Origin of the sequence: Nocardioides piscis, assembly GCF_011300215.1 — a bacterium.
GTDB classification, from domain to species: domain Bacteria; phylum Actinomycetota; class Actinomycetes; order Propionibacteriales; family Nocardioidaceae; genus Nocardioides; species Nocardioides piscis.
The window spans coordinates 293,485-316,456 of sequence record NZ_CP049866.1; the positions used below are offsets into that span (position 1 = coordinate 293,485).

The 22,972-nt window shown below is 71.4% G+C and carries 19 protein-coding genes; 11 read left to right on the top strand and 8 right to left on the bottom strand.

Annotated elements, in window-relative coordinates; all coding sequences use genetic code 11:
* Nucleotides 1–64 precede the first annotated feature (64 nt).
* Nucleotides 65–682, top strand: a complete 618-nt coding sequence (locus tag G7071_RS01530) for a DUF3000 domain-containing protein (RefSeq protein WP_166314037.1) — start codon at nt 65–67, stop codon at nt 680–682.
* Nucleotides 683–684: 2 nt separating this feature from the next.
* Nucleotides 685–2,013 carry an HRDC domain-containing protein gene (locus tag G7071_RS01535; protein ID WP_166314039.1) on the top strand — a complete coding sequence of 443 codons (1,329 nt, stop codon included), beginning with the start codon at nt 685–687 and terminating at the stop codon, nt 2,011–2,013.
* A 14-nt stretch (nt 2,014–2,027) separates the two neighbouring features.
* Here G7071_RS01535 and G7071_RS01540 read toward each other — a convergent pair whose 3' ends face one another.
* Entirely contained in the window at nt 2,028–3,389 is a 1,362-nt protein-coding gene (locus G7071_RS01540; RefSeq protein ID WP_166314041.1) for a sugar ABC transporter substrate-binding protein, read from the bottom strand.
* Between the two features lie 92 nt (nt 3,390–3,481).
* Between G7071_RS01540 and G7071_RS01545 the strand changes: the two genes are divergently transcribed.
* Nucleotides 3,482–4,084: a hypothetical protein gene (locus tag G7071_RS01545; RefSeq protein WP_166314043.1), complete on the top strand. Its 603-nt coding sequence runs from the start codon at nt 3,482–3,484 to the stop codon at nt 4,082–4,084.
* Between the two features lie 107 nt (nt 4,085–4,191).
* Here the strand turns inward: G7071_RS01545 and hrpA are convergent, their stop codons facing one another.
* Together hrpA and G7071_RS01555 are read right to left on the bottom strand one after the other, a co-directional pair.
* Nucleotides 4,192–8,133 (bottom strand): ATP-dependent RNA helicase HrpA, encoded by a 3,942-nt coding sequence (hrpA, locus tag G7071_RS01550; RefSeq protein ID WP_425489408.1) that lies wholly within the window; start codon nt 8,131–8,133, stop codon nt 4,192–4,194.
* A 171-nt stretch (nt 8,134–8,304) separates the two neighbouring features.
* Nucleotides 8,305–8,898, bottom strand: a complete 594-nt coding sequence (locus G7071_RS01555; RefSeq protein WP_166314045.1) for a TetR/AcrR family transcriptional regulator — start codon at nt 8,896–8,898, stop codon at nt 8,305–8,307.
* 49 nt (nt 8,899–8,947) lie between these two features.
* Here G7071_RS01555 and G7071_RS01560 point away from each other — a divergent pair, with 49 nt between their 5' ends.
* Genes G7071_RS01560 through G7071_RS01570 form a run of 3 tightly spaced genes read left to right on the top strand, consistent with a single transcriptional unit; the run spans nt 8,948 to nt 11,848 of the window.
* Nucleotides 8,948–10,450, top strand: coding sequence for a flavin-containing monooxygenase (locus G7071_RS01560; protein ID WP_166314047.1), 1,503 nt, complete (start codon nt 8,948–8,950; stop codon nt 10,448–10,450).
* The gene (locus G7071_RS01565; RefSeq protein WP_166314049.1) at nt 10,447–11,280 is read left to right on the top strand and encodes an SDR family NAD(P)-dependent oxidoreductase; all 834 of its coding nucleotides are present in this window, start codon (nt 10,447–10,449) and stop codon (nt 11,278–11,280) included. Before G7071_RS01560 ends, G7071_RS01565 begins: the two co-directional genes overlap by 4 nt.
* A 10-nt stretch (nt 11,281–11,290) precedes the next feature.
* Entirely contained in the window at nt 11,291–11,848 is a 558-nt protein-coding gene (locus tag G7071_RS01570; protein ID WP_166314051.1) for a DUF402 domain-containing protein, read from the top strand.
* A 22-nt stretch (nt 11,849–11,870) separates the two neighbouring features.
* Here the strand turns inward: G7071_RS01570 and G7071_RS01575 are convergent, their stop codons facing one another.
* A complete protein-coding gene (locus G7071_RS01575; protein WP_166314053.1) occupies nt 11,871–13,208 on the bottom strand; it encodes a threonine/serine exporter family protein in 1,338 nt (445 codons plus the stop codon).
* A 69-nt stretch (nt 13,209–13,277) separates the two neighbouring features.
* On the opposite strand from G7071_RS01575, the gene G7071_RS01580 reads away from it, so the two are divergent.
* Nucleotides 13,278–14,405, top strand: a complete 1,128-nt coding sequence (locus G7071_RS01580) for a glutamate--cysteine ligase (protein WP_206062874.1) — start codon at nt 13,278–13,280, stop codon at nt 14,403–14,405.
* Nucleotides 14,406–14,424: 19 nt separating this feature from the next.
* On the opposite strand, the gene G7071_RS01585 is transcribed toward G7071_RS01580, so the two are convergent.
* Entirely contained in the window at nt 14,425–15,525 is a 1,101-nt protein-coding gene (locus G7071_RS01585) for an FUSC family protein (RefSeq protein ID WP_166314056.1), read from the bottom strand.
* Between the two features lie 108 nt (nt 15,526–15,633).
* Here G7071_RS01585 and G7071_RS01590 point away from each other — a divergent pair, with 108 nt between their 5' ends.
* Nucleotides 15,634–17,187: a wax ester/triacylglycerol synthase family O-acyltransferase gene (locus tag G7071_RS01590; protein WP_206062875.1), complete on the top strand. Its 1,554-nt coding sequence runs from the start codon at nt 15,634–15,636 to the stop codon at nt 17,185–17,187.
* Here G7071_RS01590 and G7071_RS01595 read toward each other — a convergent pair.
* A complete protein-coding gene (locus G7071_RS01595) occupies nt 17,126–18,298 on the bottom strand; it encodes a site-specific DNA-methyltransferase (RefSeq protein WP_166314057.1) in 1,173 nt (390 codons plus the stop codon). The genes G7071_RS01590 and G7071_RS01595 overlap by 62 nt on opposite strands.
* Before the next feature lie 147 nt (nt 18,299–18,445).
* On the opposite strand from G7071_RS01595, the gene G7071_RS01600 reads away from it, so the two are divergent.
* Nucleotides 18,446–19,789, top strand: a complete 1,344-nt coding sequence (locus G7071_RS01600) for a phosphodiester glycosidase family protein (RefSeq protein WP_166314058.1) — start codon at nt 18,446–18,448, stop codon at nt 19,787–19,789.
* Nucleotides 19,790–20,134: 345 nt separating this feature from the next.
* Here G7071_RS01600 and G7071_RS01605 read toward each other — a convergent pair whose 3' ends face one another.
* Nucleotides 20,135–20,794 carry a hypothetical protein gene (locus G7071_RS01605; RefSeq protein ID WP_166314059.1) on the bottom strand — a complete coding sequence of 220 codons (660 nt, stop codon included), beginning with the start codon at nt 20,792–20,794 and terminating at the stop codon, nt 20,135–20,137.
* Between the two features lie 19 nt (nt 20,795–20,813).
* On the opposite strand from G7071_RS01605, the gene G7071_RS01610 reads away from it, so the two are divergent.
* The gene (locus G7071_RS01610; RefSeq protein ID WP_166314060.1) at nt 20,814–21,422 is read left to right on the top strand and encodes a mismatch-specific DNA-glycosylase; all 609 of its coding nucleotides are present in this window, start codon (nt 20,814–20,816) and stop codon (nt 21,420–21,422) included.
* On the opposite strand, the gene G7071_RS01615 is transcribed toward G7071_RS01610, so the two are convergent.
* Nucleotides 21,389–21,817 (bottom strand): hypothetical protein, encoded by a 429-nt coding sequence (locus G7071_RS01615; protein WP_166314061.1) that lies wholly within the window; start codon nt 21,815–21,817, stop codon nt 21,389–21,391. The two genes, G7071_RS01610 and G7071_RS01615, sit on opposite strands and share 34 nt — an antisense overlap.
* 101 nt (nt 21,818–21,918) lie before the next feature.
* Between G7071_RS01615 and G7071_RS01620 the strand changes: the two genes are divergently transcribed.
* Complete coding sequence (locus G7071_RS01620) at nt 21,919–22,944, top strand: GTP pyrophosphokinase (protein WP_281351717.1); 1,026 nt, start codon at nt 21,919–21,921, stop codon at nt 22,942–22,944.
* The last annotated feature ends 28 nt before the right edge of the window (nt 22,945–22,972 follow it).

Consider the following 22,972-nt stretch of genomic DNA (forward strand, 5'->3'; position numbering starts at 1 on the left):
TCTTCGCAGGTCAGGCGGCGTGGCGACACATCGCGGTCAGCGACTCCTGACCTACTCTGGAGCAATGGTCGCGCGCCCCGAGACGCACCCCGGCACCGGTGCAGGCCCCGCGGAGTTCCGCGCGGCCGTCGCCAGCATGCGCTCCGCCGCGCTGCGCCCCGAGGTGTTCTGCGAGGAGATGCCGGCGCCACAGCGCATCGCGCCATACTCCTCCGCACTCACCGCCGACGTCACCGTCGACGACGAGGACCTCGGCACGGGCCGCATCATCCTGCTCCACGACCCGGCCGGCAACGAGGCCTGGGACGGCACCTTCCGCTGCGTGGCCTATGCCCGCGCAGAGCTCGACCCGGAGCTGAGCTCCGACCCGATGCTCGCGGCCGTGGGTTGGTCGTGGCTGACCGAGGCGCTCGAGGCACACGGCGCCTCCTACACCGCAGCGGCCGGCTCCGTCACGTGCGTCTCCACCGAGAGCTTCGGCGGTATGGCGGACGAGGAGCCCACGGTCCAGCTCGAGGTCCGCGCCTCGTGGACCCCGGTGGCCGACGACCCCGACAGCCCCATCGACATCGGGCCCCACGTCGAGGCGTGGGCCGAGCTCCTGTGCACCGCCGTGGGCCTGCCCCCCGTCCCGGAGGGCGTCACCGCCATCCCCAGCCGGCGCGGTCAGCGCGGCTCGTGAGGATGGACGAGGCAGCGACCGACGACAAGGGCACCGACGTGGAGCCCGCCGAGACACCCGAGCCTCCGCCGCCGGCGCCCCTGCTGGTGCTGCGCGACGGGCTGACCGACATCGTCGACACCGCCGAGGGCCTGGCCGAGGCCTGCGCCGCCCTCGCAGCAGCGACGGGGCCGGTGGCGATCGACGCCGAGCGCGCCTCGGGCTACCGCTACTCGGCCCGCGCCTATCTCATCCAGCTGCGCCGCGAGGGCGCCGGCACCTGGCTCATCGACCCGATCGCCTTCGACGACCTCGCCCCCCTGCAGGAGGCGCTCGCCGGGACCGAGTGGATCCTGCACGCCGCGACCCAGGACCTCGTGTGCCTGCGCGAGGTCGGGCTGGTGCCGACGGCGCTGTTCGACACCGAGCTCGCCGGCCGGCTGCTCGGCTATCCCCGCGTCGGTCTGGCCACCCTCGTCGAGACCCTGCTGGGTCAGCGCATGCGCAAGGAACACTCCGCCGCGGACTGGTCGACCCGGCCGCTCCCCCGGCCCTGGCTCGAATACGCGGCGCTCGACGTCGAGGTGCTGACCGAGCTGCGCGAGCACATGGTCGACGAGCTGGAGAAGGCCGGCAAGGCAGAGTGGGCGCGCCAGGAGTTCGAGCACCTCCTCGGCTTCGAGCCCGCCATACGCCAGGAGGCCTGGCGGCGCACCTCCGGCGTACACCGGCTGCGCGGACGACGTTCGCTGGCGGCGGCCAAGGCGCTGTGGGAGGCGCGCGACGAGATCGCCGCCCGCCGCGACGTCACGCCGGGCCGGATCATCCCCGACTCCGCCCTCGTCGCGGCTGCGACCGCCCTGCCCACCGATCGCGCCGCACTGCTGCAGACCCAGGGCTTCCACGGCCGCGGCGCCGAGCGCTACTCCCGCACCTGGGCCGAGGTCCTCGATGCGGTGCGCAAGATGTCCGAGGACGAGCTGCCGACCCGCACCCCCCGCACCGACGGGCCGCCCCATCCGCGCACCTGGGCCGATCGCGACCCGGTCGCCGACCGTCGGTTCAAGGCCGCCCGCTCCTCGATGCTGACCCTGGCCGAGGACCTCGGGCTGCCGGTGGAGAACCTGCTCAGCCCCGACTACGTGCGCCGTGCCATGTGGGAGCCGCCCGCGACGCGCGAGCCGGCCCAGCTCGCCGACGAGCTGCGCGAACAGCTCCGGGCGTACGGCGCCCGCGACTGGCAGGTGCAGCTGGTCACCGGCGCCCTGACCGGGGCGGTGCTGATCGGCGACCGCGAGCCCGAACCTGAGCCGGCACCCGCACCCCAGCCGGAGTCCGCACCGGAGCAGTGACGCCGGCTGCGCGCCTATTCAGCGGGCGTCTCGCTGACCGACTCGGGGTCCAGGATGGTGCGCGACACCTCGTCGATCTCCTCGGTCGCCGCCTCGAGGTCGAGGATCCCGGGACCCACGACGAGGTCCTTGAGCAGCGGTTCGACCTCCTCGGTCAGCTCAGGAGCCTCGTCCAGCAGCGGGGGCACCACCATGCCGCGGACCGCGGAGTTGAAGACCGTGCTGTGGGCGGGCTCCAGCGTGGGCGCCAAGAACGCCTCGGAGCCGGCGACCTCGGTGTTGGCGGGCATGATGTAGCCGGTGCGGGTGACGGTCTCCATCGCTGCGTCGGAGACGGCGTAGGCGAGGAAGTCGGCCGCATCGTTGACGTGCTCGGTCTCGGCCGAGATGCACAGCCCGTCGATGTCTCCGACGGTGGCCGCGTTGTCGATCACGGGCATCGAGATCGTGTCGAAGGAGAGCCCCTCCGCGTCCCTCAGCTCGGGCACGAGGTCGCGGAAGCCGGCGATCATCGCCAGCTTGCCCCGCTTGAACCGGGCGAGCGCGCTCGAGCGACGCAGCTCGCCAGAGCTGGGGGTCAGGATGGGGTCGCGCAGGATCGCCAGGGTCTCGTCGAGCGCGGAGCGGGTGTCGTCCTCGGAGAAGGTCAGGGACTTGGGGTCGTCCTCGTCGTCGAAGACCTGTCCCCCGCCGGAATAGATGAAGGGCGCGAGGCCCTGGAGCGTCGGCTCGATCCAGACGCCGTCGACCCGCCCTCGGCGTACGGCGAACTGGGCCGCCGCGGCGAACTCCGCCAGCGACCACCGGTCGCTGCGTACTCCTTCGTCGTTGACCGCAGGCACCTCGAGCTCGCGTCGCTCCATCTTGTCGAAGTCGACGAGCTCGTCGTTGAAGTACATGACCATCGGCGAGGCGGAGTAGGGCATGCACTGCAGGTCGTCGTCATAGGAGAACGCCTCGAGCGCGTCGCGCGAGAACCGGTCACCGAAGTCCACGCCCCGCTCGTCGAGAAGCAGGCTGACCGGCCGGGTCGTCTCGCTCTGCGCGACCTGGCTGAGGTCGCTGCGCGAGGCCATGAAGACGTCGGGCGCCTTGCCGTCCACGATCGCGTCGGCGGCCTCGCGGTGGTCCGACCAGCTGACGAGCTTGACCTGGCGGGTCTGGGAGGAGGCGTTGAAGGAGTCGACGACCTCCTGGAAGGCTGCGATCTCGGCCGGCTGGCCGAAGACGCCGAAGGAGAGCTGCCGGGGCTTGTCGGGCGCCGCGGAGGTCGGGCTGGGGCTGGGCTTCGGGGGTGCGGGCTCGGTGTCCGAGCAGGCCGCGAGCGCCATACCTGACACCAGCACCAGCGCCATCGTGGTCGCCCGCCGTGACATCTGCTCCCCGTTCTGAATAGTGTTCCTGGCCGAGGTCAGACTAGTGGGCTCGCGGTCACGCGCCGGCCACAGGCGCCTCGTAGAGTGGCCGGGTGACACCCTCCTCGCCTCGGCACCACCGCCCGGCCGTGCCCGGCGCTGCGTTCTTCGAGGACATCACCGGCGGCGCCGACCCGGCCGCTGTGCGGGAGGCGGGCGACCTGGCGGCCACCCTGCTCGTCCGCGGGGCCCAGCGCGCACCCGACGTCGATCTCGCCGAGCGGATCATCCACCTCGCCGACACCGAGGGCCTCGAGACCCTCGCCGACGTGTGGTCGGGCGCGCCACCCGACACGCTCGCCGGCTGCCTGTGGCGCCTCTACGTCCTGCGTGCGTGGGTGCACCGGTCACCGGCCGAGGTCGCGCGGGAGTACGACGCCGGCCGGGCGCGCGCCCAGGTCGCGCGCGTGGTCGCCGGGGTGGCCGACCCGCCCGGCCCCGACGAGCTGAGGGCGATGATCGACGAGGTGCTGCGCGGGATCACCGGCGGGGACTTCGCCGTGACTCTCTTCCGTGCCGCGGCCTTCGCCCGCGTGATCGCCGGCGGGCGCGCGTCCCTGGAGGGTTCGGGGCACGCCGAGACGGTGCGGATGCTGACGCTGGCCGAGCACCTCGAGGCGGCTGGCCACCTGGAGCTGCGCGACTCGTTGGCCTGAGCTGCGCGACTCGTTGGCCTGAGCTCCGCGATTCCCTGGCATTACCACCGATGGGTCGTAGACTCCTCCGTGGAGCACGCCGGATCGCGGCAGCCCCGGGTCCCAAATTAAGCCGCTTCGAGCGGCCACGCGCCGTGAGGCGCTCCCGGTCCGGCGTGCTCCACCACCGATTTCGGGGGTAGTTCAGGACAAGTGTGTCGTCCTGACCACCGATCCACGACCGTCTTGTCCTGAACTACCCCGCCAGGCAGCTCAGGCAGTCGCAGCGAGAGCCTTGCGGATCCGCTGGTCGCTGACCGCGACCTTCGTGCCGAGGTGCTGGGCCCAGAGCGAGACGCGGTATTCCTCCAGCAGCCAGCGCACGGTCCGCTGCTGCTCGGTCGGCGGCTGACCGGGGGGAGCGCCGCGACCTGGTGCAACCACGCGGCCTGCAGGTCGGCGAGCTGGTCCATCAGCTGACGGTCACGCGCGACCTGTTCGTCGAGCCGTTCGCGGCGGTGCTGCACGGCGGCGAGGTAGCGCGGGTAGTCCCTCATCCGGGCCGCGCCGCTGTCGCCGACGAAGCCGCGGCTCACCAGCCGCTCGACCTGGGCCCGCATGTCGGTCAGGGCCGGCAGTGTGGTCAGCTCGGCCCGGCCGGACAGCGCCTTGTCGCAGGCACGCCACGCGTCGAGGACGCGGATCACGTCGTGCACTGCCGCGGTCACGGCCGCGTCGAGCTCCTGACGGACGGTGGCCAGCAGATCGGCGTACGACGCCTCGTCCCGCACGGGCGGCCGCACATCGACCAGGTCGCCGACCACGCCCGCGCGGACGTCGTCGATTAGCTCGCCGACGGTCGGATAGGGCGAGCCGACGAGGGCGAGCTTCTGTCGCTGGTCGAGGCCGAGAGAGTCGGCCGTCGGTGGCTGGCCCAGCGCGGCCAGCAGCAGTCGGCGTACGCCCAGGCGGTGGTGGGCCGCGGCCTCGCTCGCCGACGCAAGCACCTGCACGCCGACGGTCGCGCCCTCGTCGACCAGCGCCGGGAATCCGCGCACCTCGTGCCCAGCGCGCTTCCAGGTGCTGGACTCCTCCAGCGTGCCGAAGGTCCAGGTCGTCTGGCCGGTGGCGGCGACCCCCGAGTCCGCGGCCACCTCGGCCATCGCCTGCTCGAAGCTGGGGCGCAGCGGCGCCTTGAGCGACTCGAGGTCCTTGCCGCGGCCCGCCACCTGGCCGGACTCGTCGACGACCCGGAACGTCGGCTGCAGGTGTGAGGGCACCTTGGTCCAGTCCCACGCGTCGCGCGGCACGACGACGCCGGTGCGCGACAGCAGGTGACGCTCCAGCGCGTCGAGGAGCGGCTCCGCGCCGGCTGGTACGGCGGCGAGGAACTCCCGTGCCGTGTTGGGGGCCGGCACGAAGCTGACGCGCAGGTTCTTGGGCAGGCTTCGGATCAGGGCCGTCACGAGCTCCTCGCGCAGGCCCGGCACCAGCCACGAGAAGTCGGTCGCCTCGACCCGGTTGAGGGTCGCGACCGGCAGCTCGATCGTCAGGCCGTCCTCGTCCGAGCCCGGCTCGAAGTGATAGCTGATCGGGAAGGTCAGCCCCGCGGAGTCGGAGTCGTGCCAGCTGGTCGGGAAGTCGGTCGCCCGGATCTCGTCGGCATTGGCGTGGGTGAGCATGTCGAGGTCGAAGGTCAGCAGGCCGGGCCGCTGGTGCCGCTCGCGCTTCCACCACTGGTCGAAGTGGGCGCCGCTGACGACATCGGCCCCCACCCGCTTGTCATAGAAGTCGAAGAGGGTCTCCTCGTCGACCACGATGTCGCGGCGCCGCGCGCGGTGCTCGAGCTCCTCGGCCTCGTCGAGCAGCGCACGGTTGGTGTGGAAGAAGTCGTGCCGGGTGCGCCACTCCCCCTGCACCAGCGCGTGCCGGATGAACAGCTCGCGCGACAGCACCGGGTCGACGCGGCCGAAGGTGATCAGCCGGTCGGCGACCAGCGGGACGCCATACAGCGTGACCTTCTCGTAGGCCATCACGGCGGCGCGCTTGGTCGACCAGTGCGGCTCGGAATAGCTGCGCTTGACCAGGTGGGCGCCGAGGCGCTCGGCCCACTCGGGCTTGATCGCGGCAGCCTGACGGCCCCACAGCCGGCTGGTCTCGACGAGCTCGCCAGCCATCACGAACGCCGGGCTGCGACCCTTGAGGACGCTGCCGGGGAAGATCGCGAATCGGGCCCCGCGCGCGCCGAGATATTCCTTCATCGGACGCCGCTCGCCGGGGCGGCTCCGCTCGCGCTCCTCGAGTGCCCCGACATGGCTGAGCAGGCCCGAGAGCAGCGCCTGGTGGATGCCATCGGCGTCGTAAGGCGCACCCGTCGAGAGAGGGGCGGTGGTTGAGGAAGGCCGAAGGCCTGTCACGAAACCCATCTCCTTGCACACCTGGCGCAGCTGCGACTCGAAGTCCTGCCACTCGCGCACCCGCAGGTAGTTGAGGAACTCGCGCTTGCACATGCGACGGAACGCGCTCGAGCTCAGCTCGCGCTGCTGATCCTTGACGTGGCGCCACAGGTTGAGCCAGGTGAGGAAGTCGGAGGTCTCGTCCTTGAAGCGGGCGTGCTGCTGGTCGGCCTGCGCCTGCTTCTCCGCGGGCCGCTCGCGCGGGTCCTGGAGGCTGAGCGCGGCGGCGATGACGATGACCTCGCGGACGCAGCCGAGCCGCTCGGCCTCCAGGATCATCCGGCCCAGGCGCGGGTCGATCGGCAGCCGGGCCAGGCGTCTCCCGAGCTTGGTCAGCCGTTGCTGGTCGAGGGCGCCCAGCTCCTCGAGCAGGTCGGTTCCGGCCTTGATGTTGCGACTGTCGGGCGGCTCGACGAACGGGAAGCGGGCGACGTCCCCGAGCCCCAGCGAGGTCATCTGCAAGATGACGCTGGCGAGGTTGGTGCGCAGGATCTCCGGGTCCGTGTATGGCGATCGCCCCTCGAAGTCCTCCTGCGAATACAGCCGGATCGCGATCCCTGCCTCCACGCGACCACAGCGGCCGGAGCGCTGGTTGGCGCTGGCCTGGCTGATCGGCTCGATCGGCAGCCGCTGCACCTTGGTCCGCAGCGAATACCGCGAGATCCGGGCCACGCCGGTGTCCACGACGTAGCGGATGCCGGGCACGGTCAGCGAGGTCTCGGCCACGTTGGTGGCGAGCACCACTCGGCGTACGGACATCGGGTGGCTGGAGAAGACGCGGTGCTGCTCGGCGGCCGACAGCCGGGAATAGAGGGGCACGACCTCGAGGCGGTCGGACTTCAAGGCCTCGAGGGCGTCGGCGGTGTCGCGGATCTCGCGCTCGCCGGGCAGGAAGACCAGGACGTCACCGGGGCCTTCGGCCGACAGCTCGCGCACCGCGGCCAGGATCGCCTCGGTCTGGTCGCGGACGACGGTCTCGCCCTCGTCGTCGTCCTCGGACAGCTCGAGCAACGGGCGATATCGCACCTCGACCGGATAGGTCCGGCCCGACACCTCGACGACGGGCGCGTCGAAGTGGGCCGCGAACCGGTCGACGTCGATCGTGGCACTGGTGATGATCAGCTTGAGGTCGGGACGCTGGGGCAGCAGGCGCTTGAGGTAGCCCAGCAGGAAGTCGATGTTGAGGGACCGCTCGTGGGCCTCGTCGATGATGATCGTGTCGTACTTCTTCAGCTGCCGGTCGCGCTGCAGCTCGGCCAGCAGGATGCCGTCGGTCATCAGCTTGACCCGGCTGCTGCGCGTGGTGCGGTCGGTGAAGCGCACCTGGTAGCCGATGACGTCACCGAGCTCGGTGCCGAGCTCACTGGCGATCCGTTCGGCGACCGACCGCGCCGCGATCCGTCGAGGCTGGGTGTGACCGATCAGCCGCCCGTCCTGCCCGCGACCGAGGTCGAGGCAGATCTTCGGCAGCTGGGTGGTCTTCCCCGACCCGGTCTCCCCCGCGACGATGACGACCTGGTGGTCGCGGATGGCTGCGGCGATGTCGTCGCGGCGGGCCGAGACCGGCAGCTCGGGGGATAGGTGATGTGCACAACGCCGCCCATTCTCGCCCATGCCGCAACCCGGTTGTCGCCGGACCGTCGGGGCCCTGCGGCGGAAGCTAGGTGACGACGGCCCCTCAACTGGCGGCGCAGGACACCCGGAACGGTGAATCCCATGTCGGGCGCCGCCAGTTGCGCGGGCATGTCGGACGCCGCCAGTTCGGAGTTCGGCAGCGGCGGGCCCTCAGGCCAGGTCCACCAGCGCCGGCAGCGACATCGCCAGCATCTCGAGCAGCTGCTCGCGCGTCATCACCGTTGGGTCGTCGGCCCAGGCGAGGACCAGCTCCTCGGTCATCGCGGACCAACCGCGCACCATCAGGCGCGTCTGCGGGTTGTCGGTGAGGATCTGCCCCTGGGCGTCCTCGCGGAAGATGCGGTCGGTCAGTGCGGCGCGCCCTTCCTCATAGAGCGCACGCAGCTCGTCGGAACCGCCGGCGGCCGCGCGGACCAGGGAGCGATAGAGGGTGAGGTTGGCGAGGACGTAGTCGACATAGACCCCCAGCGAGGCGAGCAGCCGCTCGAGCGGCTCGCCCTCGGCGGGCGGCGCGGTCTGCGTGACGAGGTCCTCGACGGCGTGGCGGATGACCGCCTCACGGAAGTCCTGCTTGGAGCCGAAGTAGTGGTAGAGCAGCCCGCGCGATACGCCTGCCTCCTCGGCGAGCACGTCGATCGAGATCTCCTCGACCGAGCGGGTGGCGAACAGGCGGGCTCCGAGGTCGAGCAGCTGCGCGCGGCGGGCCGCCGGTGAGAGGCGGGTCCTGCTCGACGACGTGGTCACCCCCACACTCTATTGACGGATATTCAATAACGCCAATAGGCTCGCGCCCATGACTGTCACCACGTTGCCGCAGACCGTCGATCACCTCGTCGTGGGCGCAGGCTTCGCCGGGATCGGTATGGCGATCAAGCTGGCCGAGGCCGGCGAGGGTGACTTCCTCGTCATCGAGAAGGACTCCGGGGTCGGCGGCACCTGGCGCGCCAACACCTATCCCGGTGCCGCGTGCGACGTGCCGAGCCAGCTCTACTCGTTCTCGTTCGCGCCCAACCCGAGCTGGTCGCGCTCGTTCTCCGCCCAGCCGGAGATCGAGGCCTACCTCCGGGGCGTCGCGGAGAGGTCGGGCACGCTCGACCGCTTCGCGTTCGAGACCGAGATGCTCGACGCCGCGTGGGACGAGGCGAGCCAGCGCTGGCACGTCCGCACCACCCGCGGCGACGTGGTCGCGCGGACGCTGATCTCCGGCTCCGGCGGGCTCTCGGCGCCCAAGCTGCCCGACATCGAGGGCATCGAGACGTTCCAGGGCGAGGTCTTCCACTCCGCCCGGTGGAACCACGACGTCGACCTCACCGGCAAGCGGGTCGCCGTGATCGGCACCGGCGCCTCGAGCATCCAGATCGTCCCGTCGATCCAGCCCGCCGTCGCGCACCTCGACCTCTACCAGCGCACAGCGCCATACGTCATCCCGCGCAGCGACCGCCGCTACACCCGCATCGAGCGGCTGCTCCTCAAGCACGTCCCCGCCGTCCGGCGCGCCTACCGCACGGCCGTCTACTGGGGCCGCGAGACCTATGTCCCGGCCTTCGTGGTGGACCCCCGGATCGCCGCCCCGGCCAAGAAGGCGGCTCGGGCCAACATCGCCAAGGCCATCACCGACCCCGAGCTCCGCGCCAAGGTGACGCCGACCTATGCCCTCGGCTGCAAGCGGGTGCTGATCTCCAACACCTACTACTCCGCGCTCGCCGCCGACAACGTCGACCTCGTGACCGACCCGATCGCCAAGGTGACCGGCGACGCGATCGTGACCGCCGACGGCGTCGAGCGACCCATCGACGTGCTGGTCGTCGCCACCGGCTTCCAGACCACCGAGCAGCCGATCGCCGAGCACATCCGCGGCCGCGGGGGCCGGTCGCTGAGCCAGGTGTGGGCCGAGCGCGGGATGCTGTCCTACAAGGGCACCACGACCCACGGCTTCCCCAACCTCTTCCAGCTCGTCGGCGCCAACACAGGCCTGGGGCACTCCTCGATGGTCTTCATGATCGAGTCGCAGATCGCCTACGTCCTCGGGGCGCTGCGGACGATGAAGGACAACGGCTACGCGGCCGTCGAGCCGCGCCAGGAGCCGCAGGACGCCTGGAACGCCGACCTCCAGCAGCGGATGAAGCGGACCGTGTGGTCCCAGGGCGGCTGCTCCAGCTGGTATCTCGACGCGCACGGCCGCAACACCACCCTGTGGCCGCGCGCCACCTTCACCTTCCGCAAGCTGCTCTCACGCTTCGACGCGGAGAACTACGACCTGACCCCCGTCCGCACCACCGAAGGAGCCCCCGCATGAGCCTCGACAACCTCACCGACAAGGTCGTCGCCATCACCGGCGCCGGCTCGGGCATCGGCCGCGCGCTGGCGATCCAGTCCGCGGCCCAGGGCGGGCTCCTCGCGCTGGCCGACTGGGACGCCGAGGGTCTCGCTCAGACCGTCGACCTGGTCAAGGCACACGGTGCCGAGGTCCGCAGCGACGTCGTCGACGTCGCCGACCGGGCCGCGGTCGCACAGTGGGCCACCGACGTGGTCGGCCAGTTCGGGCGGGTCAACCTGCTGGTCAACAACGCCGGGGTCTCGGTCACCGGCCACTTCGAGCAGATGACGTATGCCGACTTCGACTGGATCCTCGGCATCAACCTCGTCGGCGTGGTCAACGGCACGAAGGAGTTCCTGCCCCACCTGATCGCCTCCGGCAACGGCGCGGTCGTCAACATCTCCTCGCTGTTCGGGCTCGTCTCGATCCCCGGCCAGACGGCCTACAACGCCACGAAGTACGCCGTCCGCGGCTTCACCGAGGCGCTGCGCGAGGAGATGCTCGTCGACCGCCACCCCGTCACCGTCACCTGCGTCCACCCGGGCGGGATCAAGACCGGCATCGTCCGCAACGGCCGCACCACGGCCGGTGAGGACCACGCCCGGCTGACCAGCACCTTCGACGCGAAGCTGGCCAAGACGACCGCGGACAAGGCGGCCTCGACCATCCTCAAGGGCGCGCTCAACGGCAAGGCGCGCGTGCTCGTCGGTGCCGACGCGCACGTCCTGCACCACTTCGCCAAGCTCACCGGCTCGCGCTACCAGGACGTCGTCGCCCGGGTCGCCCCGCGCGTGACGCGAGGTCGATAGCGTCTGCCGCATGCCTCATCCGCCCGGAACGCTCGTCCGCTGCGAGCTGACCAAGTGGGGCGGCAGTCCCCACTGGTCGTATGCCGCCGTGCTGCTCGGCGACGACCAGCACGGCACCTGGCTGGGTTTCCCCGCCGGCACCCGCTTCGAACGGCCGGGCCGGTCGTTCGTCGGCCGGCACGACCACGTGGGTCTGGTCCCCGCTCCCGTCGCGGGGCGAGCACCGTGGCACCTGGCGACGTTCCACACGGCCGGGTCGCCCTGGCCGAGCCTCGGCGGGTCGGCAGCGGAGATCTACATCGACGTCACGACCCCCGCCGAGTGGGACGGCACGGTGCTGCGGGCCGTCGACCTCGACCTCGACGTGGTGCGCGGCTTCAACGGCACGGTGATCGTCGACGACGAGGACGAGTTCCTCGAGCACCAGGCCGCCTACGACTACCCGCCCGAGGTGGTCGCCGCTGCCCGGGCCAGCGCCGACGCCCTGGTGGCGCTCGTGGGAGGGCGCGCAGCGCCGTACGACGGGGCGCACGGGGTGTGGCTGGACCGGCTGCACTCCCTGCGGTGACCGGCGGCGGCTCGGCGCGACTTCAGCTGACCCGCGGCGCCCGCGACCTGCCCCGCCGAGGGACCCGCAGCGGACCCACGAGCCGGGGTCCGGCCAGCCGCTCCTCCAGGCGCCTGGTCTCGCGCTTGAGGGGCTGGGCAAGGTATTCGCCCAGGATCACGCCGGAGGCCAGGGCGACGGCGACGGAGGCGGCCGTCATCATCGCGAACATGCCCTGCGAGGTCGCCGGCCCGCCGGCCGAGAGCAGCGACAGCCCGCGATAGATCGACAGTCCGGGCAGCAGCGGCACGATCGCGGAGACGGCCACGACCAGCGGCGGGACCCGGAAACGCCCAGCGACGGCATAGGCGACGAGTCCGACGGTGAAGGCCCCGGTCGCCGCTGCCCACGTGCGACCGAATCCGGAGTCGGCGACGACGGCGTGGAGCAGGGTCGCCAGCCCCGACGTCAGCGCGATCGGGACCAGGACCCGCCAGGGGGCATAGCAGGCGAACGCAAAGGCCGCGGCCGAGACGGCTGCGCCCACCACCCCGATCAGGACGTGGTGGCCCAGCGCCTGGCCCGGGACCAGCCGGCCGAGGTCGATGCCGAGGACGTCGGCGACGGACAGTCCACCGCTGACGCCCGCGATGATCCCGGCGGTCGCGAGCAGGGCCTCGATCACCCGGGCGCCCGCGGTGACGTAGAAGCCGGTCAACGCGTCCTGGATCGCACCCATGAAGCCGATGCCGGCCAGCAGCATCACGATGTTGGCGGTGATCACGAGCGACAGGTCGACCTCGAGCGGGGTCGCCGCCACCGCCACCGCGAAGAGCGTGGCGATCGCCCCACCAGCGACCTGGAGATAGAACGTCGGCAGCCGCCGGCGTGCGAGCCGAAGCTGCGCGCGGTCGATCGTCATCGCCGCCGCCGACGCGATGAGCGCGACCAGCGGCCCGCCCCCGAGGAAGACGGCGACGCTGGCACACATCAGACCCCAGGCCAGGGTCACCGACCAGCGCGGCCACGGGTGCCCGGTGGAGACGATCGTCGCCATCCGCGAGCGGGCGAGATAGAGGTCCATCCGGTTGGCGAGCAGGTCGCGGACGAGGTGGTCGACCTGGGTGAGGTCTTCATAGTCGATGTCCTTGCTCTTGATCTTGCGGATCATCAGCACCGGCGGCTCCTCGGGCGACCCGTGGAAGCTCATCGACACCGACGTGAAGGTCACGTCGATCTCAGGGTGCCGCAGCCCGAGGTGCCGGGCGACCGACTGCATCGTCGCCGTGACGTCGGCCGCACCCGCACCGGAGGACAGCAGCACCTCACCAATGCGCAGGCACAGGTCCAGGGTCAGGTTGAGCTCGCGCTGGTCGTCCACCACCACGCCATGTTCGCACCCGCTCCTGCGGGTGACGCACCGACGCCACCCGCTCCCTACGATGGGTGGGTGCGCATCGACTTCCACGCCTCACCGGCTCCGACGCTCGGCGTGGAGTGGGAGTTCGCCATCGTCGACCGTGAGACCCGCGACCTCTCCAACACCGCCGCCGAGCTCTTCGCCGCTGCCGGTCCGCAGCTGGCCGACCCGTCGCGTCTGCACAAGGAGATGCTGCGCAACACCGTCGAGGTCGTGACGGGTGTCTGCGGAACGGTCGCCGAGGCAGTCGCCGATCTCCGCACCACCCTGGGCGTCGTGCTTCCGGCGGCCGACGACCTGGGTGTCGACCTGCTCGGATCCGGCACCCACCCGTTCGCGAACTGGTCGGCGCAGCAGCTCACCGACGGCCCACGCTACGAGGAGCTGATCAACCGCACCCAGTGGTGGGGCCGGCAGATGCTGATCTGGGGGGTGCACGTCCACGTCGGGCTGCCCGAGCGCGATCGCGTGATGCCGGTGCTGTCCGCGATGCTCAACACCTATCCCCACCTCCTGGCCCTCTCGGCCAGCTCACCCGTCTGGGCCGGGCAGGACACCGGCTACGCCTCCAACCGGTCGCAGATGTTCCAGCAGCTGCCGACCGCGGGGCTGCCGTTCACGTTCGAGACCTGGGAACAGTTCGAGTCCTGCATCGGCGACCAGACCACGACCGGCGTGGTCGACACGATGGCCGACGTGCGCTGGGACATCCGGCCCGCACCCCACCTCGGGACGATCGAGAACCGGGTGTGCGACGGGATGTCCGACATTAACGAGCTCGCCGCCCTGACGGCTCTCATCCACTGCCTGGTCGTCGACCTCGACACCAGGCTCGCGGCCGGCGAGACGCTGCCCACGATGCCGCCGTGGCACGTGCAGGAGAACAAGTGGCGTGCAGCGCGCTACGGCCTGGACGCGATCGTCATCCTCGACGGCTCGTCGCGCGAGCGGTTGGTCACCGACGACCTCGACGACCTGCTCGAGCAGCTCACCCCGGTCGCGCGTCGTCTCGACTGCGAGGCCGAGCTGCGCTCGGTCGCCGACATCCCCCGCAACGGCGCCTCCTACCAGCGACAGCGCAAGATCGCCGCCGCCAGCGGTGGTGACCTCGTGGCCGTCGTCGACTCGGTGGTCGCCGAGCTGCACGCCTCGCTCTGACCCCTGCCCCGCGCCCCGCTCACTCGCGCGGCGGCGGGAGCGCGTCGGTCGACTCCAGCTGCCCCATCCCGGTCAGCATCAGCAGGTCCGAGACCACCGCGCGCAGCTGCGCCAGCACGACCTCCACCGAGAGGGCCGCCTCCCGGGGGAGCTGCGCTGTCGCCATACCGACTGCGACGAGCGCCGGCCGGGCGACCACCGCGAGCCGATCCGCCTGGAGCTCGTCGGCGACGAGGTCGACTGCGTCGGCGAGCTGACGAGCAACCAAGGCATAGTCGGACGGCACCGACCGGTGACGGTAGGCCGCCATGGCGACGTAGCGCGCGAGCACGCGGGTGCTGCGCAACGACCTGTCCAGCGGCTCCACGAGGTCGGCCAACCGCCGCAGGCCGGGCTTGTGGCGGACCCGGAAGGGCGAGGAGCGGACCACGGCCAGACCCTCGTGGGCAGCCTGCTGGAGCTCGTCGATGAGGTAGTCGGTGGTGCGGGCGTCGGCGAGCAGGACGAGCGCGGGCTCGACCTCGCCGTTGAGCATCACGTCGGCCGCGGCCCGCAGCAGCTCGGCCTCCTTGCGGAGCACTCGTGCGGCTTGCTCTCGCGGCCTGCGCAGGGGTGCCGCAGGCACGACCGTGGCAGCGACCAGGGCCACTGCTCCCCCGATGAGCGCATCGGTCCAGCGGATCAGGGCGCCACCGGGACTGACGACCAGGGTCGTCACCACGATCGACTGCACTGCCGCCTGCGTCACCAGCAGCGGCCCGCCGTCGAGCAGCAGGGCGAGCGACATCGCCAGCGTCACCACCAGGGTGATCTGCCACCAACCGGTGCCGAGCCAGACCACCAGGAGGTCGCCCATCAGCACCCCGACAGCGACTCCGACCGTCACCTCCGCCACCCGGCGCAGCCGCTGGCCGTAGGAGGTGCCGAGCGCCACCACCGCCGCGATCGGTGCGAAGAACGGCACGTCGTGGCCGAGGAGGTCCTTGGCGATCAACCACGCCACACCGGCCGCCACGGCACACTGCCCGATCGCGAACGACTTGGAGCGCAGCCGGCCCACCCGCGCGCGCATCGACATCCGGCTGCGTGACCACGCGCGATCGAGCGGGCTCGCCTCCATGCTCAGATCCTGCCAGAGCATCACGTCCGTGCCCGATCGTCGTTTCCCTTGTGGCACCGACCGGATCAGGCAAGGATCGGGGCCACTCCGACGAGAGGGCTGTCCCGCGTGGCCACACTGATCGACCCCCCATCCGCCGCATTCCTCTATGCGGAGAGCCGGACCCAGCCGATGCACGTGGGCGGCCTGCAGCTGTTCAAGAAGCCCGAGGGCGCCGGCAAGGACTACGTGCGCGAGATGTATGAGTCGATGTCGTCGCCACAGGCGATCTCGCCGCTGTTCCTCAAGCACCCTCGCCGCTCCCTGACCACCGGCGGGCAATACGTCTGGGAGCCCGACGCCCAGTTCGACATCGAGCACCACGTGCGGCACAGCGCGCTGCCCAAGCCGGGTCGCTATCGCGAGCTGCTCGACCTCTGCTCGCGCCTGCACTCGTCGCGGCTCGCGCGCGAGCGTCCGCTCTGGGAGGCCCACGTCATCGAGGGACTGCGCGACGGACGCGTGGCGATGTACACCAAGGTCCACCACGGGCTCGTCGACGGAGTCTCGGCTATGCGGCTGATGCAGAGCGTGCTCAGCACCGACCCCGAGCAGCGCGACATGCCCCCGCCGTGGGGTGCGCGCCCGTCGTCGGCGCCTGAGCGACCGACGGCGGAGGCGGACCTGACGCAGATCCCGATGAGCGCGTTGCGTACGGCGCTGGGCATCACCGCTGAGGCTGCCGGGATGCCCGCGGCGCTGATCAGGACGCTCAACGCCGGGGTCCGCAACGAGACGTCCGCCCTCTCGCTCCACGCTCCCCGCACCATCTTCAACCAGTCGATCACCGGCTCCCGCCGCTTCGCGGCCCAGGACTGGCCGGTCGAGCGGATGCGGGCGGTCGGCAAGGCGACCGGCACCACCATCAACGACGTCGTGATGGCGATGTGCAGCGGCGCCCTGCGCAGCTATCTCCTCGACCAGCACTCCCTCCCGGACACCTCGCTCGTCGCGATGGTGCCCGTCGGGCTCAACGCCAAGGACTCCCAGGTCGCCTCGGCCGACGGCGGCAACGCGGTCGGCGCGGTGATGGTCCAGCTCGGGACCCACCTGCCGTCCGCCGGCGACCGGCTGGAGTCGGTGCACCGGTCGATGGACCGGGGCAAGGCCGCCCTGTCCTCGATGACTCCCACCCAGATCCTGGCGATGAGTGCGATCGGGATGATCCCCTCGGCCCTCATCCCGATGCTGCGGCTGCAGGGCATCGTCCGGCCGCCGTTCAACGTGATCATCAGCAACGTCCCCGGCCCCAGCAGACGCAGTACTACAACGGCGCCCAGCTGGTCGGCACCTATCCCTCTCGATCCCCATCAACGGCATGGCGCTCAACATCACCTGCACGTCCTACGACGGCAAGATGGGCTTCGGGATCACCGGCTGCCGGCGCACCGTGCCCAGCCTCCAGCGGTTGCTGGGCCACCTCGACGAGGAGCTCGAGGCCCTGGAGAAGGCTGCCGGGGTCTGAGTCGGCGCTCAACACACGCCGAGTCGGCGCTCAACACCCGCCGAGTCGGCGCTCAACGCAGCGCGAGTCGGCGCTCAACGCAGCGCGAGTCGGCGCTCAGCGGAGCTCGAGACCCCCGCCGAAGCGCTCGGCCACGGCGCTCAGCCGCGCCCTGGTGATGTCCGCGACGGTGGCCAGCCCGGCCCTGGCGGCGTTCGAGCCGGGTCGGGTCGGCTCGGCGACGTCGATGCTGATGCAGCGCCGGGTGCCGCCGTCCGCCGCGTTGGCGAGGGCAACGGCGTGCCCGGTGGTCCCGCTGCCGGCGAACGGGTCGAGCACCACCGCGTCGGCGGGCATCGTGGCCAGGATCCGCCGCACCAGCCCCGTCGGCTTCGGTGACTCGAAGACGTGCCCGAGGAGTCCCTTGAGCTCGGCGACGGCCGTGTCGGTCGAGCCGACCTCCTCCGCGAGCCAGATGGTGCGCAGCTTCTTGCGCCGACCCCCCTCGCGGTGCAGCCAGTCGCGTTGGAACACGTCGATCCGGGCGCCGTGGCGGCCGCTGATCTCCCGGCACACCAGGTCGTGCGGCCGCTCGTCGATCCGCGGACGCGACCAGCGCCAGACGGCGGGCCGCCCGTCACCGAAGACGGGCCACACCTCGACGGCCTCGCCGAAGTGTGAGGTCGCGACCCGGCCGGTCAGCGGATCGCCGTACACGGGGAAGTGGAGGGTGGGCGAGGTGACCGGGTTGAACTTCTTGTTGGTGTTGCGCAGCGGCAGGTGCCGGAAGGCGCGTCCGTCGGCGTGAACCAGCGGGAAGTCACCAGCGTCGACCGTGTCGGGACTGCTCGCGTCGAGCACGCAGCGCTGCGCGTCGCGGGCATAGACGAGGAGATATTCGTGGCTGGTCGCGAACCCCTTGCCGAGCTGGCGGCCCTTGGGGTTGAGGTTGACCACGACCTGGGCGAGAAAGTTGGCCTCGCCGAAGACCTCGTCGAGCAGCAGTCGCAGGTATGCCGCCTCGTTGTCGTCGATGCTGATGAACACGGCTCCGGGGTCGGCCAGCACGTCGCGCATCGCGACCAGGCGCGGCCGCATCATCTCGACCCAGGCTGCGTGCCGGCCGGCCCGACCGCCGCCGCGGTGCCCGAAGGAGTCGGCATACGCGAAGTCGTTGCCGGTGTTGTAGGGCGGATCGGTGTAGACCAGGTCGATGCTGCCGGCCGCGATGGTGGGCAGCACGTCGAGGTTGTCACCCTCGATGAAGGTGTTCTCGACCGGCTCGACCACGCCTCGCAGCCTAGCCGCGACAACTATCCGTGTCGGGCCTTCGTCTTCACCTCCGTGACCGACTTCCTCCTGACCCACCGGCGCCCGGGCGCCGACACACCCCGAGCCTCGGGAACGGGCCGCCAGCGCCGCCTTAATGTGGAGGGCGTGCTTTCCTTCCCCAGACTGACCGGATCCATCCTCGCCGGGGCGATGACGTGCGCCATGCTGGGCGCCACGGCGCCCGCCACCTCGGCCTCCGCCGCCCTGACGCCCGCCACGGCCGGCACCGCCACCGGCACCGACGACGGCCGGCGCGACCGGTTGGGTCCGCTGCAGCGCCGGGCACTGCGCGAGCGCGGGACGGTCATGGGCCGCCCCGGGCAGACCTCCGACGGTGCGCGCCCCGGCTTCGCCAAGCCGCTTCCTCGTGGGGCTCGCGCCACCACTCCGGTCGTGACCACTGACTCGACCTATGAGATCGCGCCCGGCCTGACGATCCGGGAGTGGGACCAGACCGACCACCGGGGGCCGGTCCGGGCCAACCTCCTCACCGTCGACCTGAACGCCCCCAACATCTCCCTCGACTACCTCGGCGCCCCCTACGCCGTACGCCGCCAGACGGTGAGCCAGATGGGAACCGCTGCTGGGACGATCGGCGCCGTCAACGGCGACTTCTTCGACATCTCCGACACCGGGGCGGCCCTGGGCGTCGGCGTCGACCGTGAGCGCGGGCTGGTCCAGGGCTCGGAGACGGGCTGGATCCCGGAGAACGCGTCCTTCTACCTCGATGCGGCCGGGCAGCCGCAGATCGGTCCGTTGGCCACCAGGGCCAAGCTGCGCCAGCGCCCGCGCTGGCCCGTCAGCGGGGTCAACGCGCCCACCGTCGCTCCCGATTCCATCGGCCTCTACACCAGTGACTGGGGCTGGACCAAGGGCTACTCCGTCACCGACGGCGAGGCCAAGAAGGTCCGCGAGGTCGTCGTCGTCGGCGGCCGGATCGTCTCCAACAGCCACCGCCTGTCCAAGGGCCGCAAGGTCAAGGGACAGGTGATGGTCGCCCGCGGCAAGTCCGCAGCACTGCTCAAGTCCCTCAAGGTCGGTCGCAAGGCGACGTTCAAGTACAGGTCGAAGCCGGGCGCGACCGTCGCGGTCTCCGGCGACCGGCCGCTGCTGCTCAACGGCGTCCGCACCGTGGTCAACGACCGCCTCCTGCACCCGCGTACGGCGGTGGGCGTCGACGTCGACGGCCGCAAGCTGCTGTTCCTGGTCATCGACGGACGCTCCGAAGCCAGCCGTGGCTACACCATGGTCGAGCTGGCCAACATGATGCAGGCGCTCGGCGCCGACAGCGCCCTCAACCTCGACGGCGGCGGCTCCTCGACGCTCTTCTCCCGCAAGGCGACCGGCGAGATGGGCGTGATCAACGAGCCCTCGGACGGCCTTCGCGAGCGCAAGGTGGCCAACGGGTTGGGCATCTTCTACGCCGGGGAGCTGCCCCCGTCATCGTGACGCCGCCCGCGCCGGCTCCCACCCCGACCCCGGCACCCGCTTCCTGACCGCCCACAGCCCGCGAGTGAGCGCGGGTGACAGGCCGAGTCGGCGCACACCACAGGCCGAGTCGGCGCGGGTGACAGGCCGAGTCGGCGCGCACCACAGGCCGAGTCGGCGCGGGTGACACGTCGAGTCGGCGTATTGCGCACCAGGTGTTGGTCCGCGCCGACTCGGGGTGCGGGCCGCGCCGACTCGGGGTGCGGGCCGCGCCGACTCGGGGTGCGGGCCGCGCCGACTCGGGGTGCGGGCCGCGCCGACTCGAGGTGCAGGCCGCGCCGACTCGCGACTACTGCGCGGGTCGGGTCACTGGCCGGGCACCAGGAACAGCGCCAACGACGTCACCGGCACCAGGCACTGGACCCCCTTGACGGGCAGCTTGCCGTTGGCGGTGATGCCCTCGAAGGTCCTGGTCCAGGTGATCTGTGTCGGCTCGTCGCAGCCCACCGAGACGAGCGAGGCGAAGAGCGTGTGGTCCGACGGCACCTCGACGTCCTCGATCGCGGGGCGCACCGCCTCGGCCAGTCGCGGGTCGAGATCGGCGAGGTAGGCCTCGGCTGCTTCGTCATCGGGCAGGGCGGAGGCGTTCAGCGGCCGCTCGGTCTTGACGTTGGATGCACTGACGACATGTGCCTGTCCGGGCGTGACGCTGTCACCGACGCTGAGGGTGCCGCCGTCCGCCTCGTCGGCTCCGACCTTGGCACTGGGGTCGTCCTGCGTCTCGGTCTGGGAGGGTGTGGCCGGCGACGGGTCCGTGGCGCTCCCGGGGTCGGTCTCGGTGCCGCAGCCGGCTGCCGCGATGAGCACGAGGGTGCTGGCGGTTCCGGCCAGCAGGCGGAAGTGACGACCTCGAGCTGTGTGGGCGGGTCGTGCCGACATGGGGGCTCCTTGGATCATCTCGGTCGCGGTGGAGGAACCGCGCGCCTTCGACACGTGGGACGTGGCTGCGACGGTCGAGGTTCCCACGCCTCCTAGGCTGGCGGACATGGCCCGCTTCACCCGCGCCGAGCTGGAGTCGTTCCGCGACGCCGAGGTTCCCGACCTGATCGGTCCCGACGTCCGGCTGCTGTTCGTCGGAATCAACCCCGGTCTGTGGACCGCAGCAACCCAGACCCACTTCGCCCGGCCGGGCAACCGGTTCTACCCCGCCCTGCTCCTGGCCGGCGTCATCGATCGTCCGATCGACGCCGGCGCCGGCATGGACGAGAACGACCGCAGCTGGTTCCGCGAGCGAGGACTGGGCATCACCAACCTCGTCCCGCGCGCGACCGCCCGGGCCGACGAGCTCGACGCCGCCGAGCTGCGCGCCGGTGGCGAGCGCCTCCTCTCCCTGGTCACCGAGCTGCGCCCCCGCGTGGTGGCGATCCTCGGCGTCACCGCCTATCGCCAGGCCTTCGGCCGGCGCGACGCTGCCACTGGGCGCCAGCCGGAGCCGTTCGGACCGGCCGAGCTGTGGGTCCTTCCCAACCCGAGCGGACTCAACGCCCACCACACCGTGACGACCCTGGCCCGGGAGTATGCCGAGCCGGCGCGCGCAGCCGGGGTGCTGGTCGAGCCGCGTCAGCCCGACCAGCCCAGGCTGTCGCCGAGCTGACCCTCGAACACGTCCCCCCGCTCCACCATGAGCAGCCCCGGTCGACGCCCCGGCGTCCCGACCACGAGCACCCAGCCGCTCAACCGACCCGGCTGGGGCAGGAACTCCTCGAGGAGGAAGCGGAGCCACTGGCCCGCCACCGTGATCCCGGGTCGGGGCGCGGCCAGGACCAGGCAGCAGCCCCCCCTGCACGGAACCCAGGGGGACGGCGCGGCCGGCTGACCCGGCCAGATCCGGGCGGGTCTGCCGCCGCCCCCTCGGTCCTGCTCGTCCGGTCCGTGTCCACCGTGGCCCGGCACAGGTTCTCGGGAGAAGCCGGCCAGGAACATGACCTCGCCCTCGTCCAGCGGAGGACTGATGCTCAACCTGGTCGATGGCTCCTCGTGCTCGTTCATGAGGACCGGATCCCCCACGAGGCCACCGGCCAAACCGGCTGCGACGCCCTGTGGAGAGCGGAGAGCATGCGCGTCGGCGGCAGACACGGCAGGCTGTGCTCGTGCCGTCCCCCGACCAGACCCCCGATCAGCCGCCCACACCTCCCCTCGACCTGCCCGTGCGCGAGGCGGTGCGGGCCTATGCGGCCCTCCAGCCCGGCCTGGTCGGACCGACCGCGCGCTTCGTCGAGCTCATCACGACCCTGCTCGACGACGCCGGCATCAACTACCTCAGCGTCACGGGACGGGCCAAGAGCGTCGCATCGTTCGCGGCGAAGGCCGCCCGGACGGTCGACGGCGCCCTCGTCTATCCCGACCCGCTCACGCAGGTGACCGACCAGATCGGCATCCGCGTCATCACTTACGTGCACAGCGACGTGGCGGCGGTCGCCGACCTCCTCGACGACGAGCTCACCGTCCTCGACGACCGCGATCTCGGCCAGGAGACGGCCCGCGCCGGGCGTTTCGGCTATGCCAGCAGGCACCTGCTGCTGACCGCGAGCGACGTGGGCGAGCTCCGCGGCACCCACCGCGCGAGCGTCCAGGTGCGCACCGTCCTGCAGCACGCGTGGGCCGAGTTCGAGCACGACATCCGCTACAAGGGCACGGTCCCGCAGGAGCACGCACCCGACCTCGACCGCCGCTTCACCCTGGCCGCCGGCCTTCTCGAGCTCGCGGACCGCGAGTTCTCGGCGATCCGCGACCGGCTCCAGGCCGGGGCTCCGGTCTCGGTGGCCGACACCGATCCGAGCGACCCCCGCCTCAGCGGGCAGGAGCTGGCGTCCTTCCTCGCCGCGCAGTACTCGGACGCGGGTTGGTCCCACACCGACCACTACGGCTGGATCAGCGGCCTGCTGCTGGAGCTCGGCATCACCTCGCTCGACGAGCTGAGTGGCCTGCTCACCTCGGTCGACGCCGACGCGATCATCCGGCGCATGGGCTACCGCTATCCGGCAGGCGCCGTACGCCGCCTCGACGACGCACTGCTCGCGATCTTCGGTCAGCAGTATGTCGATCTGCGAGGCAACTCCCATCGGGTCGCCAAGCTGACGGCTCGCCTGGAGAAGCTGCACTCACCGGAGGCCTGAGGTCCCCTCGCCGACCGGCTCACTAGGG

Excerpts from the sequence above, each read along its gene's own strand:
- G7071_RS01530 (WP_166314037.1), top strand. The coding sequence starts at position 65 with ATGGTCGCGCGCCCCGAGACGCACCCCGGCACCGGTGCAGGCCCCGCG.
- G7071_RS01535 (WP_166314039.1), top strand. The coding sequence starts at position 685 with ATGGACGAGGCAGCGACCGACGACAAGGGCACCGACGTGGAGCCCGCC.
- G7071_RS01540 (WP_166314041.1), bottom strand. The coding sequence starts at position 3,389 with ATGTCACGGCGGGCGACCACGATGGCGCTGGTGCTGGTGTCAGGTATG.
- hrpA (WP_425489408.1), bottom strand. The coding sequence starts at position 8,133 with ATGGGCGAGAATGGGCGGCGTTGTGCACATCACCTATCCCCCGAGCTG.
- G7071_RS01560 (WP_166314047.1), top strand. The coding sequence starts at position 8,948 with ATGACTGTCACCACGTTGCCGCAGACCGTCGATCACCTCGTCGTGGGC.
- G7071_RS01565 (WP_166314049.1), top strand. The coding sequence starts at position 10,447 with ATGAGCCTCGACAACCTCACCGACAAGGTCGTCGCCATCACCGGCGCC.
- G7071_RS01570 (WP_166314051.1), top strand. The coding sequence starts at position 11,291 with ATGCCTCATCCGCCCGGAACGCTCGTCCGCTGCGAGCTGACCAAGTGG.
- G7071_RS01585 (WP_166314056.1), bottom strand. The coding sequence starts at position 15,525 with ATGGAGGCGAGCCCGCTCGATCGCGCGTGGTCACGCAGCCGGATGTCG.
- G7071_RS01610 (WP_166314060.1), top strand. The coding sequence starts at position 20,814 with ATGGCCCGCTTCACCCGCGCCGAGCTGGAGTCGTTCCGCGACGCCGAG.
- G7071_RS01615 (WP_166314061.1), bottom strand. The coding sequence starts at position 21,817 with ATGAACGAGCACGAGGAGCCATCGACCAGGTTGAGCATCAGTCCTCCG.